15 protein-coding genes are annotated in these 13,071 nt (G+C 60.7%); 5 read left to right on the top strand and 10 right to left on the bottom strand.

All coding sequences use genetic code 11. The features are described 5' to 3' along the window. Nucleotides 1–120: 120 nt before the first annotated feature. A complete protein-coding gene (locus AWB69_RS21085; RefSeq protein WP_062088291.1) occupies nucleotides 121–624 on the top strand; it encodes an Lrp/AsnC family transcriptional regulator in 504 nt (167 codons plus the stop codon). A 92-nt stretch (nucleotides 625–716) separates the two neighbouring features. Here AWB69_RS21085 and AWB69_RS21080 read toward each other — a convergent pair whose 3' ends face one another. The 8 genes from AWB69_RS21080 to paaA all read right to left on the bottom strand — a co-directional run bounded on the left by AWB69_RS21080 (nucleotide 717) and on the right by paaA (nucleotide 6,968). Then, nucleotides 717–1,388: a GNAT family N-acetyltransferase gene (locus AWB69_RS21080; protein WP_407923047.1), complete on the bottom strand. Its 672-nt coding sequence runs from the start codon at nucleotides 1,386–1,388 to the stop codon at nucleotides 717–719. A 216-nt stretch (nucleotides 1,389–1,604) separates the two neighbouring features. Then, on the bottom strand, nucleotides 1,605–2,210 hold the full coding sequence (locus tag AWB69_RS21075; protein WP_062088289.1) for a TetR/AcrR family transcriptional regulator: 606 nt from the start codon (nucleotides 2,208–2,210) through the stop codon (nucleotides 1,605–1,607). Nucleotides 2,211–2,266: 56 nt separating this feature from the next. Next, nucleotides 2,267–3,082 (bottom strand): DUF1835 domain-containing protein, encoded by an 816-nt coding sequence (locus AWB69_RS21070; RefSeq protein WP_062088439.1) that lies wholly within the window; start codon nucleotides 3,080–3,082, stop codon nucleotides 2,267–2,269. A gap of 136 nt (nucleotides 3,083–3,218) precedes the next feature. Beyond that, a complete protein-coding gene (paaE, locus tag AWB69_RS21065; protein WP_062088286.1) occupies nucleotides 3,219–4,307 on the bottom strand; it encodes a 1,2-phenylacetyl-CoA epoxidase subunit PaaE in 1,089 nt (362 codons plus the stop codon). 8 nt (nucleotides 4,308–4,315) lie between these two features. Then, nucleotides 4,316–4,846: a 1,2-phenylacetyl-CoA epoxidase subunit PaaD gene (paaD, locus tag AWB69_RS21060; protein ID WP_062088437.1), complete on the bottom strand. Its 531-nt coding sequence runs from the start codon at nucleotides 4,844–4,846 to the stop codon at nucleotides 4,316–4,318. Nucleotides 4,847–4,851: 5 nt separating this feature from the next. Next, complete coding sequence (gene paaC, locus AWB69_RS21055) at nucleotides 4,852–5,652, bottom strand: 1,2-phenylacetyl-CoA epoxidase subunit PaaC (protein WP_062088284.1); 801 nt, start codon at nucleotides 5,650–5,652, stop codon at nucleotides 4,852–4,854. A 17-nt stretch (nucleotides 5,653–5,669) separates the two neighbouring features. Continuing rightward, nucleotides 5,670–5,954, bottom strand: coding sequence for a 1,2-phenylacetyl-CoA epoxidase subunit PaaB (gene paaB / locus AWB69_RS21050; RefSeq protein ID WP_062088282.1), 285 nt, complete (start codon nucleotides 5,952–5,954; stop codon nucleotides 5,670–5,672). Nucleotides 5,955–5,969: 15 nt separating this feature from the next. Then, on the bottom strand, nucleotides 5,970–6,968 hold the full coding sequence (gene paaA / locus AWB69_RS21045) for a 1,2-phenylacetyl-CoA epoxidase subunit PaaA (protein ID WP_062088280.1): 999 nt from the start codon (nucleotides 6,966–6,968) through the stop codon (nucleotides 5,970–5,972). A gap of 189 nt (nucleotides 6,969–7,157) precedes the next feature. On the opposite strand from paaA, the gene AWB69_RS21040 reads away from it, so the two are divergent. Continuing rightward, the gene (locus AWB69_RS21040) at nucleotides 7,158–7,415 is read left to right on the top strand and encodes a CopG family ribbon-helix-helix protein (protein WP_231937184.1); all 258 of its coding nucleotides are present in this window, start codon (nucleotides 7,158–7,160) and stop codon (nucleotides 7,413–7,415) included. Further along, nucleotides 7,412–7,735: a type II toxin-antitoxin system RelE/ParE family toxin gene (locus tag AWB69_RS21035; protein WP_062088276.1), complete on the top strand. Its 324-nt coding sequence runs from the start codon at nucleotides 7,412–7,414 to the stop codon at nucleotides 7,733–7,735. The genes AWB69_RS21040 and AWB69_RS21035 overlap by 4 nt, the downstream gene beginning before the upstream one ends. Before the next feature lie 43 nt (nucleotides 7,736–7,778). Here the strand turns inward: AWB69_RS21035 and AWB69_RS21030 are convergent, their stop codons facing one another. Beyond that, the gene (locus AWB69_RS21030) at nucleotides 7,779–8,519 is read right to left on the bottom strand and encodes a dipeptidase (protein ID WP_075643962.1); all 741 of its coding nucleotides are present in this window, start codon (nucleotides 8,517–8,519) and stop codon (nucleotides 7,779–7,781) included. A gap of 139 nt (nucleotides 8,520–8,658) precedes the next feature. On the opposite strand from AWB69_RS21030, the gene AWB69_RS21025 reads away from it, so the two are divergent. Continuing rightward, nucleotides 8,659–9,915 (top strand): TIGR03862 family flavoprotein, encoded by a 1,257-nt coding sequence (locus AWB69_RS21025; RefSeq protein ID WP_062088274.1) that lies wholly within the window; start codon nucleotides 8,659–8,661, stop codon nucleotides 9,913–9,915. Nucleotides 9,916–9,953: 38 nt separating this feature from the next. Here AWB69_RS21025 and AWB69_RS21020 read toward each other — a convergent pair whose 3' ends face one another. Further along, entirely contained in the window at nucleotides 9,954–11,156 is a 1,203-nt protein-coding gene (locus tag AWB69_RS21020; protein ID WP_062088272.1) for a methyltransferase, read from the bottom strand. 390 nt (nucleotides 11,157–11,546) lie between these two features. Here AWB69_RS21020 and AWB69_RS21015 point away from each other — a divergent pair, with 390 nt between their 5' ends. Continuing rightward, entirely contained in the window at nucleotides 11,547–12,824 is a 1,278-nt protein-coding gene (locus tag AWB69_RS21015) for an SGNH/GDSL hydrolase family protein (RefSeq protein ID WP_062088270.1), read from the top strand. Nucleotides 12,825–13,071 lie beyond the last annotated feature (247 nt).

Below are 13,071 nucleotides of genomic sequence, written 5' to 3'. Positions count from 1 at the left end.
GATCGGTGATTATTGGGACAAAGTTTATCGATGGACGTGCGACGGATGCTTGCGAATTAAATCGTGCCTGACTACGATGGCGCACGTTCATGCCGTCATCATACGTGTAGGAGACAGAAAATGGCTCAGATAGAACTCGATGCCATCGATCGGAAAATTCTCGCCATTCTTCAGGTAAATGGTCGGCTGTCGAATCAGGACATTGCCGATCAGGTGAACCTCTCGCCCAGTCCATGCTTGCGGCGAATCCGGCGGCTGGAGGAGGCGGGTGTGATTCGTGGTTATGTGGCGCTGCTGGAGCCTCGTCTGCTCGGGCTCGGCTTGCTTGCGTACGTGAACGTGCGGCTGGAAAAACGGGGTGGGACGGCGGTAACGGCGGGGATGAAAAATCCGCCGACGCACGCCGACCGGTTTCGCGATGCCGTGCGCGCGTGGCCGGAAGTCGTGGCTTGCGATGCGATGACCGGCGACACGGACTATTTGCTGCGCGTCCAGGTGGAAGACATGGAGCACTTTTCACGCTTTGTGCAGGATGAGTTGCTGCACCATCCGTCGGTAATCGACGTCAAAAGCAGCTTCTCGCTGGACCGCTTAAAGGAAACGACGGCATTGCCCATTCGCTAGGCTTGCTTCGTTCCAAAACTACAGGACGCAAAAAAGGCGGCTTTCGCCGCCTTTCGTGCTTTTGCGCATGCTTGCTAACTTGTGCCCCGACTTCAGGCTGCGTCGGCAGTAGGTATGAACGCCTGAAACATTTGCGATGTCCGGCGCGCCTGGCGCTTCACCGCGTAGTCGAAGACCGCCGCTTGCTCCTGCAACATCTCCGCAATGATGCTGCTCTGGTCGGCGGGCGTGAGCGACAAATAAGCGTCGGCTTCGCCATACGCATACTCGATCTTCATTCCCGACTTCTTCGCAATGTGCATCATGGTCGAGTTGCGTGACAAACAATGCATATAGAGCGTTGAAACATGCGTGTTGCGGCTGCGGATGGCAGCGCGCTCGAACAGCCGGCTACCTACGCCTTTGCCACGCGCGCTTTCCAGCACCGACACGCCGAACTCCGCCGTGCGTTTGTCGCCTTCGGCCGGTAAATAGGCCAGATGGCCAACGCCGACCAGGTTCAGCTTCTCGTCGAATACGCCGAACACGGTGTCACGCGAAAAGTCGATATTCGCGACGTAGTTCTCGATCACCCGATCCGGCACGATCTGGCCGAAGCGCAGCAGGCGGTCGTCTTCGTCGAGGGTGAGGAAGTGGCTGAGGAGACGTTCGCGATCGGTCGAGGACAACTCACGAACGAGAACGGGCGAACGACCGGCAGCCGTTTGCAAGCGATCGGCTGCAGCAAAGATCGATGCCGTGGGGCGGTTGAAAGACTTGTTCACGATGGTGGCTCCTTGATTCGTCATACGACATGGTGCGTCGCAAAACGAATTTTAGCCGAACCGTGACTGAGACACTAGGGAAAACCCGTAATTGACTGTGGAGGAGTGCGTCTAATTTTCAGGTTTTATGAATAAAAATGTATATAAAACAATGATTTATGCCGTGTTGTGTGAATTGCACATGTGTGCGTCAATTAAATGACGCAATGCACCATTTTAGCTATCACCATTCATCCCGTGTTCGATCACGCTGACCACCTGCTCCGCAAATTCGCGATAACCCAGCTTCCCATCCGGCTTCAGCCACGTGAATGTCCAGTTGATCATGCCGAACACCATCATCGTGAGCGCTGTCTGGTTTTCCTTGGTCGCGCGTTTCGGATAAGCGCGCGAGAGTTGTCGGGCGAACGCCGCGACAATGCCACGCTGGCGTTCGAGCACGATTTCACGCTGCGTATCTTCGAGGTATTTCACGTCGTTGAGCAATGCGACGTGCCGGCTATGAGACGTCTCGTATTCGGTCAGAAACGCCCGGACCAGCTCGGCGAACGCCTCGCGCTCGGTCAAGCCGCGCCGCTGGCTTGCTCCTTCCACTTCCGCGATGATCAGCATCAGCCGCTTCGTGTAGCGGTCGAGCAGGTCGAAGAGAATGGCTTCCTTGCTGGCGTAGTAGTGATAAAGCCGCGCTTTGGAGGTGCCGCTGGCCGCTGCCAGGTCAGCCATCGATGTGCTCGGGTAACTGGTCTGCGCGAATTTGGCGGCGGCGAGTTCGAGGATCTGCTCGCGTTGTGTGTCGTGGTCAGGCGCTCTGGTACGGGCCATTGAGTCTCGAAGAAGTACGGGTCAATCGGGCATTCTAATGTGGAGCGAATTTGCGGCTAGTGCGCGGCGCGGCGCAACTGGGCGTCGGATAGCCGGGCGAAATCGCCGCGCATCTCCAATTTGCCCGCCGCAACCAGTTCGCGACAGCGCCAGAGCGCAATGGAATCGCTGACCAGGAAGCCAAAGCTTGCGCCCATCACCTCTCCGGCGAGCCGGCGAGCTTCCTGCCAGCCGTCGTTGGCTATCTGGAGGATGGTTTCATCGATATCAGAAAAGGTGCCGGAAACGAACGTGTTGTCGCGCCATCGGCGGGTGTCGCTATTGATCTGCTTCACTTCCTGCCATTCCAGCGCAAGACGGCTGATGCGCAACACCGAAATGGGCGCGGCTGTCGGCAGCTTGGCGCCGAGTTCGGCCGCTGTGAACATGCCGACCGCCGTCGCGCCGTCTTGCCGGCCGCGGCGCTGCATCGTGCCGTCGGCGGCGGTAACCAGGGGCAGGTCGTCATGAGTGAGCTTGGCTTCGTTCAGTCGCTGTGGCGTGTTGCGCAACGTATAAGCCACGCGCCGCAACGTGAGCTGGTCACTGGCGCTCTGGCCATGCCAGATCACGACTTGTCCGCTGTCCTGCGCGAGTTCGCGCAAGAGTGCGTCCTGTTCCTTCAGCTTCGATATGAAGTCGAACTTGTGTTCTATCAGGACCTGCTGCCAGAACAAGGCCCGGGTTTCCGGGTTGTCGTCTATGCCCCTTAGCTGGCCGACCGCAAGGTCGTCCTTCAGCGGGATGACGCGTTCGTCACGGGCCGCTGTTTGCAGGGCTTCGCGCAGGATCTCGGCGGCGTGGTCGCCGTTGGTAACGTGAATGGTGCTCATCAGTAACGGTGACCGCAAACGTAAGTAGGCCGCCCGACGCACGGCGAGTGCGGCGACAAGGCGCGGCACGCCGCATTCGGTACGGGCGACCCCTAGTGTAAGCGAATCGAATCAGCGCAATCCGCCAACCCCCCGTTCAACGTTCGTCATAACTCACAACCACGCGGTCGGAAATCGGGTGGCACTGGCAGGTCAGCACGAAACCTGCGTCAATCTCGTGCTGCTCCAGCGTGTAGTTCTTCTCCATGCGCACTTCGCCTTCCAGGACCTTCGCGCGGCACGTGCAGCACACGCCTCCCTTGCAGGCATAGGGCAGCGCAAGCCCGGCTTTCAACCCGACATCGAGCACGCTCACGCCTTGATACGGCAGGCGCAGCTTGCGTTTTTTGCCATCGATGACGAGTTCCAGATCCGCAGCCGGCGTGTCGTCGGTTATTTCGATGGGCGGCACACCTGCTTGGGGCAACGGCGTGCCGAATCGTTCGACGTGGACCTGCTGCGGCGGCACGCCCGCGCTTTTCAGCGCGGCTTCGGCGGCGTCCATCATCGGGCCGGGGCCGCAAATGAAGGCTTCATCGATCTCATTGGCGGGAACGAGCGCTTCCAGGAATGCCGCGCACTTTTCCTGGTTCAGCACGCCGTTGAACAACTCGACATCCTGCAAATCGTCCGATAACACGTGGTACAGCGAGAACCGGCTCATGAAGCGATTCTTCAGGTCTTCCAGTTCCTCGGCAAACATGATCGCGTCCACGCTGCGATTGCCGTAGATCAGCGTGAAACGGCTGGTCGGCTCGGTTTCCAGCGTCGTCTTGATGATCGCGAGCACCGGTGTGATGCCCGAGCCGCCAGAGAACGCCACGTAATGCTTCACATGGTCTGCGTTCAGATGCGTAAAGAAGCGGCCGTCGGGCGTCATCACTTCGATTTCGTGGCCGGGCTTGAGCGTATCGAAGGCGAAGTTCGAGAAGCGGCCGCCCCGCACACGCTTGATGCCGATACGCAATTCGCCATCGCGGTCGTAATCGGTCACGCCGACGCAAATGGAATATGAGCGCCGCATTTCCTCGCCGTCCATATGCGTCTTCAACGTGACGAACTGGCCTTGCGTGAAGCGGAATGCGTCGCGCAGGGTCTCGGGGACATCGAAGGAAACCGTGACGGCGTCGGCGGTTTCGGGACGGACGTCGCGGATGCGCAGCGAGTGGAATTGCGGAGTCGCCATGGTCGTTTTCAGTACGGTTTGAAGTAGTCGAACGGCTCGCGGCAATCCATGCAGCGATACAGCGCCTTGCACGCCGTCGAGCCGAATTGGGCGAGGCGTTCGGTATGCGATGAACCGCAGCGCGGGCAGGCGGGTTTGTCCACGACGCGCGGCACGAAGCGGATCGGCCGCTCTTGCGCCACGTGCTCGTTTGAACCGCAATTGCCCATGGGCGGTGCGATGCCGTATTGCCTGAGCTTGTCGCGGGCCGCGTCGGTCATCCAGTCGGTGGTCCACGCGGGCGCTAACACGGTCTCGATGCGATGATTCGCGAAGCCCGCGTCGCTCAATGCAGCGCCGATGTCTTCCGCGATCTGGTACATCGCCGGACAGCCGGAATACGTGGGCGTGATGACGATTTCCAGCGTGTCGTCGGCGGCGCGGCGGACGTCGCGGAGAATGCCCAGCTCACGGATGGATACCACCGGAATTTCCGGGTCCGGCACGGCGTCCAGCACTTCCCATACACGATCGAGCAAGGCTTCGGCAGTGGTCATCATCGAGGTCACCAACTGGCGCCCGGATGCTGCCGCGCGAGACTCTGCAATTCCGCGAGCAGGAAACCCATGTGCTCGGAATGCTCGCCGAGTTTGCCCGTAGTCACATGTTTGGCATCGGCGGGTTTTTGCAGCGTAGCTTGCGCAAGCGTCGCATCCAGGTCTTCGCGCCACGCGGTTTCCAGATCGGCGGTGAGCGGACCGATACCCGCATCGGCGATGCTTGTTTCCACGTCATCGGCACTGAAGAACTCGCGCGTGTACGGCATCAGGTAATCCACCGCGGCTTGAGTCCGGCGATGCGATTCCTCGGTGCCATCGCCGAAACGCAGCAGCCAGTCGCTCGCGTGATTCAGGTGATAACGCGTTTCCTTGATCGACTTCGACGCGATGGCCGCGAGCTGCGCGTCGGTGGATTGCGTGAGCGCTGTCCACAGATGCGCCATCAGCGTCGAATAAAGGAAGTTGCGCACGACCGTCACCGCGTAGTCGCGATCCGAACGTGCCGTGCCCGATAACGGACCTGTATGCGGCAGCTCAGTCAGCGTGTAATTGCAGAAATCGCGTTCGTTGCGGAAATATGCGTAGTCGTCTTCGGTTTTCCTGGTGCCGTGAAGCTCGGCGTCGAGCGTGGCCGCGTGCGAGTAAAGCAATCGTGCCTGGCCGATCAGATCGAGGCTGATATTGGCCAGCGCGATATCCTCCTCGAGCACCGGGCCGTGTCCGCACCACTCGCCATTGCGCTGACCGAGGATCAGGGCGTTATCGGCGAGGCGCAGTACGTAGGACAGATGTTGGGGCGTCGTCATGGGCTTGACCCTTCGTGTCACATGTGGTTGATTTCGTCGGGCAGCACGAAGAACGTCGGGTGACGATAAATCTTGTCGCCAGCGGGTTCGAAGAACTCGGCTTTATCGGCGGGATCGGAGGCCGTGATCGCCGCCGACGGCACCACCCAAATGCTCACGCCTTCCTGGCGCCGCGTGTAGACATCGCGCGCCATGCGCAGTGCCGCGGGTGCGTCGGGCGCGTGCAGGCTGCCGCAATGCTTGTGGTCAAGACCCTGCTTGCTGCGCACGAACACTTCCCAGATCGGCCATTCGCTATTCATTTTTCGCTCCTTCGTTTATGCAGCTTGCTTTCGCGCACGCGCGGCTTGTTTGGCGGCGTAGGCGAGGGCGGCTTCGCGAACCCAGAGGCCGTCGTCGTGTGCCTTGACTCGCGTGGCGAGGCGCTCCTTGTTGCAAGGGCCGTCGCCGTTCACGACGCGCCAGAATTCTTCCCAGTCGATCTCGCCGTAGTCGTGCGCCTGCCGCTCTTCGTTCCATTTGAGATCGGGATCGGGTAGCGTGACGCCGAGAATCCTGGCTTGCTCGACGGTGGCATCGACGAATTTCTGCCGCAAATCATCATTCGATATCCGCTTGATGCCCCATTTGAACGACTGCCCGCTGTGGATGGAATCCTTGTCGCTCGGGCCGAACATCATCAACACCGGCCACCACCAGCGGTCCACTGCCTGCTGGACCATTTCCTTCTGGGCTTCCGTGCCCTTCATCATGGAGAGCAGCGCGTCGAAACCTTGCCGTTGATGGAACGACTCTTCCTTGCAGATGCGGATCATGGCGCGCGCATACGGGCCATAGGTGCAGCGGCAGAGCGGGATCTGGTTCATGATCGCAGCGCCGTCCACCAGCCAGCCGATCACGCCGACATCCGCCCAGGTGGGTGTCGGGTAATTGAAAATGCTCGAATACTTGGCTTTACCGGCGTGCAGGGCATCGACGAGTTGATCGCGCGACACGCCCATGGTTTCCGCCGCGCTATATAAATAGAGGCCGTGGCCGCCTTCGTCCTGCACTTTCGCGAGCAGGATCGCTTTGCGCTTCAGGCTCGGCGCGCGGGAAATCCAGTTGCCCTCGGGCAACATGCCGACAATTTCCGAATGCGCGTGCTGCGAGATCTGACGGATCAGGGTCTTGCGATACGCCTCGGGCATCCAGTCCTGGGGTTCGATCTTGCCGTCGGCGGCCATCACGGCGTCAAAACGGCTGAGTTCCGGCGATGTCGACTCCGGATCGATGGACTGCACGTTGCCGGGGATATCGAGGGATTGGGTGTACATGACGATCGCTCGCTCTAGGAAGTCACTGTGCCGCAATTATAAGCCGACCGTCCGGTCGGTTAATAGTTATTTTTTGAGATATCAATTCGCAGCGACCATTGACTGACTAGAAACGCGTCTTCGTCTACAATAATAATTCATAGTAATGTCTATTATTTTTTAATAATGAGGTGTGCGATGCCGGTCGCAATGAAGACGTTAACCGCTCAGGTACCGCTCAGCTTGGCTGAGGAGGTGGATGCACTGGCTGCTGAACTCGAACGGCCCCGCCAATGGGTCATGAAGAAGGCGCTGACCCTTTATCTGGCGTCGCAGCGAGATCGCCGCAAAGCCATCCGCGAGGGTTTGGATGACGTGGATGGTGGCCGCACAGTGAGTATGGAAGCGATGGATCAGTGGCTGGATAGCCTTGACACATTGAGTGAGCGGCCGGTACCTAAGGCATGAGTGTCCGCGTTGAACTGACGAACCGAGCCGCGTCTGATGTTGGCGCAATCCGAGATTTTCTGAAGTCGCTCGCGAACGCGGAGAAGGCTACGCGCGTGATAAAAGCACTGCTCGATACTGCGAAAAAATTGGATACACCCGGTGAACATCGAATTGGAGAGGCGCTCGACGGCTACGATGGACCGCCCGCGCGCGAGGTTCATAAGAATGTAGTTCTGGGCGGGGCCTACGAGCACTATTACGAAATTATTCCAGCGTACGCAGCGAAGCCCGACAGGATCGTGATCTTGCGAGTGTGGGACACAAGGCAGGACCGCTAGATCAAGGCAGGTGAAAACACCCGTTTCCCCATCCCGCCACCGTCTACCCAACACTCGCTTCGAACACTCGCCTGTAATTTCCCGCAAGAATCTTCCCGGTCTCTTCGTTCGAGAACCCCGCTGCAAGGAGCTGGTTCGCGAAATCGGGCAACTGGCCGTAGTGGGTGAAAACCGGCGGAGAAATAAAGCCCAGCATGTCCGTGCCCATGCCTACATGGTCGACCCCAACGAGATCGGCCATCCGCTTGACGCCTTCGGCCATCCCCTGCAGATCGCGGAACGTCCCCGAGCTTGGCCAGATGCCGATCACGCCACCCGTATCTACGACGGCGCGGGCGTGATCGGGGCTGATCAGCCGGCTCCGGGCGCCGGGATGCGCGGATAGCGCCGTGTGTGACAACACCAACGGTTTCGACGATACCGGCGCCGCACGTTTAACGAGATCGAACGTGCCGTGCGCAACATCGACAACGATCCCAAGGTCATTGCACCGTCTGACCACCTGCGCGCCGAAATCCGTCAAACCTCCGTGCTGCGGTGGCTCGGTCTGGATATCGCCGAGTTCGTTGATACGGTAGTGCACCAGTTGCAAGTGTCGTAACTGGTGCTGCGTGTACGCCTCATTTACCCGATCCAGTTGGCCCTCCAGGAAATCGCCCCCTTCTGACGCGATAATCGCGCTCGGCCCGGCACTCTCATTTGCTTTCAGCGAAGCGCTGCTGGTGATGACAGTCAATTGCTCCCGTGCGATCAACGCGTGCACTCGCCCGAACTCGATTCGCATCGACATCTCCCTGTTGAGCGTTGCCGCCAGATTATGCAGCGGGCGATGTGGCCCACTCAGGTCGGGCCTGGCATGAGCCGTTCACGGTTCGCCGACGCCCAATGCGACAATGCGGCTTCGCTTCCAATCGTGTTCCCGCATGCCGTCCCCGTCCTCCTCAGAAACTCGTCGCGTACGCGTTGCCGTTATCGGCGGCGGCCCTGCTGGCTTGATGGCTGCTGAAGCGCTGGCGGCGGGCGGCGCGGAAGTGGATCTCTACGACGCCATGCCGTCGGTCGGCCGCAAATTCCTGATGGCCGGCAAGGGCGGCATGAATCTCACGCATTCCGAGCCCACCGAGCCATTCCTCTCGCGTTATGCGGAGCGCCGGCCGTATATCGAACCGCTGCTGCGCCGTTTCGATGCCACCGCGTTACGCGCGTGGGTTCACGGATTGGGCGTGAACACCTTCGTCGGCAGTTCGGGTCGCGTGTTTCCCACCGATATGAAAGCCGCGCCCATGCTGCGTGCCTGGTTGCATCGCCTGCGCGGCTCGGGCGTTCGGTTGCATATGCGGCATAAGTGGATTGGCTGGGACGACGAAGCTTTGCGGATTCTGCGATTTGCCTCGCCGGAAGGAGAGCGCGCGGTCGAAGCCGATGCCGTCGTGCTCGCGCTAGGTGGCGCGAGTTGGCCGCGACTTGGCTCGGACGCCGCGTGGATTCCGTACCTGGAAGCGCGCAACGTGGGCGTGTCGCCCTTCGTGCCGTCCAACTGCGGTTTCGATATTGACTGGAGCGAGCACTTCAGCAGCCGTTTTGCGGGCGAGCCGCTGAAAGCGGTGGCCATCGGCTTGCCGCGTGAAGACGGTGACATCGACTGGCGCGCGGGTGAATGTTTGCTGACATCAACAGGTATTGAAGGCAGCCTGATTTACGCGATGTCCGCCCGCATTCGCGATCGTTTAGCCGGGGGTGATGGCACGTTCTTCCTTGATCTCCTGCCGGCTCTGACGCCGCAGCGGGTTCACGTTGAAGTGACGCATCCGCGCGGTGCGCGTTCCATGTCGAGCCATCTGCAAAGCCGCTTGCACCTGACGGGCGCAAAGGCGGGTTTGCTGCGAGAGGTGCTGAGCCGGGAAGATTTCGTCGATACCGCGCGCCTCGCTCAACGTATCAAGGCGTTGCCACTGACCGTGGCGCGCCCAAGGCCCATCGCCGAGGTAATCAGCAGTGCGGGAGGTGTGACCTTCGAATCGCTCGATTCGCACTTGATGCTCGACGCGCTGCCCGGCGTTTTCTGCGCGGGAGAGATGCTGGATTGGGAAGCGCCGACCGGCGGTTACCTGCTCACAGCGTGTTTCGCGAGCGGTTTGGTCGCGGGAGAAGCGGCGCTGGCTTATCTAACGCAGGCGTAAAGCTCGCCTGGCCTGGACGGACGGCGCCGAAGCGAAACTCAAGCCGGCACAAGCCGCCACAACGACGTGACTTCGGCTGAACGCGCGTGATAGAGCGGATCGGTTTTATCGGCGGCGCGGGGGTGATGCGGACGAATATCCATGCGGCCGTCCGTCTTCAGACCGGCGCGGTCGACCCACTCCTGGAATTCCGCGCGCGTTCGCAAGCCAAGATGTTCAGCTATATCGGAAAGAATCAGCCAGCCTTCGCCGCCCGGCGTCAGATGCGCGGCGAGGCCATCGAGAAATCCGCGCAGCATGCGGCTTTCCGGGTCGTAGATTGCGTGTTCAATAGCCGAACTGGGCCGGGCCGGCAGCCACGGCGGATTGCAGACGATCAACGGCGCGCGGCCTTCGGGGAACAGATCGGCGTCGAGCACCTTCACTTGCTGCTCGTACCCCAATAATTCGATGTTTTCGCGTGCGCAGGCCAGCGCACGGGGATCGATTTCCGTCGCGATCACGCGCTTCACACCGCGCTGGGCCAGCAAGGCGGCGAGCACGCCCGTTCCGGTGCCAATATCGAAAGCCAGTTCCTTCGATGGCAGCGGCTGATCCGCCACCAGCTTGATGTACTCGCCGCGAACCGGTGAAAACACGCCGTAGTAAGGATGAATCCGCGCGCTGAGCGCCTCGACGTCGACGCCCTTTTTGCGCCACTCATGTGCGCCGACGAGCCCAAGCACCTCCCGCAGCGAAACAACCGACTCACCGATGGCCGCGCCATACGCCTCTTCACACGCCTCCTTCACAACGGGCGCGCGCCGCAGCGGAATGGCGTACTCCGCGTCCAGCGGCAAGAGCAGCATGCCGAGCGTGCGCGCCCGCTGCGACTGGGCGAGCCGATGCAAGTTGAACGCCTCGGCGGGGGCGGGCGGCGCGGCCGGCGGTGCATCGGGGGCGGTGCTGCGTTCCTTTGCTTTCGCTTTGGCGGACTTTTTCGGCCGCGTTTCGATGCGTCGCGCAACTGCCTGCAACAACTGGCGTGCGTTCTGAAAATCGCCGCGCCAGAGAATGGCCGTGCCTTCACAAGCCAGCCGATACGCTGAATCGGCGGTCATCTGGTCATCGCCGATCACGACCCGCTTGGGCGGCGCGATGCCGCTTTCCGAGTGCCAGAGCGCCGAAAGGTTCTCGCCTTTTTCCTCCCATTGGATCTGGGAGGGTGCGGCGCTGGTGCTGGGAGAAGTTTTGGAATGCATGCTGAATAAGTACCGGACAAAGTGAGAACCGCGAGGCGGAATGCCGACATTCTGAGGGCTTTTCACAAAATGGTCCGATTTTCGACGACAAAAGGCATCCGATGGATCCGCTTCGGAGTGGGCCGGAGGGATTTCGACCGCCCCGAAAGCACGTCCGTTTGGACATTTACCGTTGGTGGACAGTGGACGCAGGCGCTGATCCGATGCCATCACGATGCATCGTGCGTACCCTTGTCCACGGGTAACGCCCCGGCGGCGTGCCCGTTAGCCATGCCGCGAGCCCGGATCAAGCGGTCCATACGTAGCCGTGAATCATCCGCCGAACTGTAAGCGCCTGGTTTGCCCATTCAGGCACAATCGTTTTTTCCCCAAAAAACCCCCCGTTCCCCGATGAACCTTCGCGCCATTTCCGCCGTTGCCGCCACGACACTGTTTGCTTTCCTGCTGCCATCCGCCAGCGCTCTCGCCGACGACGCGCCGGCCGAACACTGGGTCAGCGCGTGGGGGACGGCGTTACAGGCGATTCCGCAGCGGGCGGATTTGCCGGCGCTGTATCGCGCGCCTGAGATTGGCGGCCGGACGGTTCGGCAGATTGTGTATCCCACCATCGACGGCCAGCACGTTCGGCTGCGCTTCAGCAATGTGTATGGCACTGCGCCGCTGGTGATCGAGAGCGTGCAAGTGGCGCGCGCCGTATCCGGCACGGCGGCGGCGACCCGTACAGGAACGAGCCGTGCCGTGACGTTCGGCGGCAAGGCGGGCGTGACCGTCGCGCCGGGCGGCCAGCTGGACAGCGACCCGATCGCCTTCGACGTTGTTGCCCACCAACCGCTCGCCGTCAGCACTTATATGGGGGCAGGCCAAAGAATGACCGGATGGCATAGGGTGGCGAACCAGACGAATTACGTATCGGCGCCAGGCAACCATTCCTCCGATACCGACGCCGTCGCGTTTCGCACCCGCTTTACGCAATTTGTGTGGCTGACAAGTGTTTCCGTCGATACCGCGCCGGCCCGCGCGATTGTGACGATCGGGGACTCCATCACCGACGGCATGCGCTCCACGCCGAACGCGAACCGTCGCTGGCCGGACGCATTGGCGCGTCGGCTGACGCAAAAGGGCTTCGACGGCACTGCGGTCGTGAATGCGGGAATCAGCGGCAATCGCTTGCTGAGCGGGTCGCCGTGCTACGGCGATGCGCTTCTGAGCCGGTTCGACCGCGACGCGCTGCGCCAACCAGGGGTGCGCACCGTGATCCTCCTGATCGGTATAAACGACATCAATTTCCCCGCGATGCCTCCGCACGCCGGTCTCGATTGCGACGATCCCCATACGCCTGTCACCGCCGATTTGCTGTTGCGCGGATATCAACGGCTGATTGCGCAGGCCCACCAGCGGGGTGTCCGGATCTACGGCGCAACCTTGACGCCGGCCTCGCTGCCGCCGGAACGCGAGGCGATCAGGACGGCAGTGAATGACTCGATCCGTTCAAGCCGCGCATTCGATGGCGTGATCGACTTCGACCGGGCGCTCCGGGACCCGGCTCATCCCGACCGTCTCCAGCGGCGTTATGACAGCGGCGACCATATCCATCCCAGCGACGCGGGCTATGCGGCCATGTCGGAAGCCGTTCCCATCGACGAAATGGGGCTGACGAAGGGCCATTAAGGGTTTCCCCGAAAATAGTTTGAAGATGCCCTTGCCTTAGTTGGCGCCATCGCCTACTATTCGTCTCCTCGTTTCGCAACGAGGACCGCTAAAGAAACAGGCGGTCTCCAAAATCGGTAAGTTTGAAAGCAAACGCTAACAAACTTGTTGACAAGGAGAAAAAGATTCTTCATAATCTCGTTTCTGTGCTGCAGATGCAGCGACGCGAAAGCGGCAGGGTTCTGAGGGTTGGAATGCTGCGGTTGGC

This window comes from Caballeronia udeis, from assembly GCF_001544555.2.
Lineage (GTDB): Bacteria > Pseudomonadota > Gammaproteobacteria > Burkholderiales > Burkholderiaceae > Caballeronia > Caballeronia udeis.
Note: the sequence above shows the minus strand (reverse complement) of the source record. Positions and strands in the feature narration are given on the sequence as shown.

Excerpts from the sequence above, each read along its gene's own strand:
- AWB69_RS21070 (WP_062088439.1), bottom strand. The coding sequence starts at position 3,082 with ATGAGCACCATTCACGTTACCAACGGCGACCACGCCGCCGAGATCCTG.
- paaB (WP_062088282.1), bottom strand. The coding sequence starts at position 5,954 with ATGAATAGCGAATGGCCGATCTGGGAAGTGTTCGTGCGCAGCAAGCAG.
- AWB69_RS21025 (WP_062088274.1), top strand. The coding sequence starts at position 8,659 with ATGCCGTCCCCGTCCTCCTCAGAAACTCGTCGCGTACGCGTTGCCGTT.
- paaA (WP_062088280.1), bottom strand. The coding sequence starts at position 6,968 with ATGTACACCCAATCCCTCGATATCCCCGGCAACGTGCAGTCCATCGAT.
- AWB69_RS21020 (WP_062088272.1), bottom strand. The coding sequence starts at position 11,156 with ATGCATTCCAAAACTTCTCCCAGCACCAGCGCCGCACCCTCCCAGATC.
- AWB69_RS21015 (WP_062088270.1), top strand. The coding sequence starts at position 11,547 with ATGAACCTTCGCGCCATTTCCGCCGTTGCCGCCACGACACTGTTTGCT.
- AWB69_RS21075 (WP_062088289.1), bottom strand. The coding sequence starts at position 2,210 with ATGGCCCGTACCAGAGCGCCTGACCACGACACACAACGCGAGCAGATC.
- AWB69_RS21085 (WP_062088291.1), top strand. The coding sequence starts at position 121 with ATGGCTCAGATAGAACTCGATGCCATCGATCGGAAAATTCTCGCCATT.
- AWB69_RS21030 (WP_075643962.1), bottom strand. The coding sequence starts at position 8,519 with ATGCGAATCGAGTTCGGGCGAGTGCACGCGTTGATCGCACGGGAGCAA.
- paaD (WP_062088437.1), bottom strand. The coding sequence starts at position 4,846 with ATGATGACCACTGCCGAAGCCTTGCTCGATCGTGTATGGGAAGTGCTG.
- paaE (WP_062088286.1), bottom strand. The coding sequence starts at position 4,307 with ATGGCGACTCCGCAATTCCACTCGCTGCGCATCCGCGACGTCCGTCCC.
- AWB69_RS21040 (WP_231937184.1), top strand. The coding sequence starts at position 7,158 with ATGAAGACGTTAACCGCTCAGGTACCGCTCAGCTTGGCTGAGGAGGTG.
- AWB69_RS21035 (WP_062088276.1), top strand. The coding sequence starts at position 7,412 with ATGAGTGTCCGCGTTGAACTGACGAACCGAGCCGCGTCTGATGTTGGC.
- paaC (WP_062088284.1), bottom strand. The coding sequence starts at position 5,652 with ATGACGACGCCCCAACATCTGTCCTACGTACTGCGCCTCGCCGATAAC.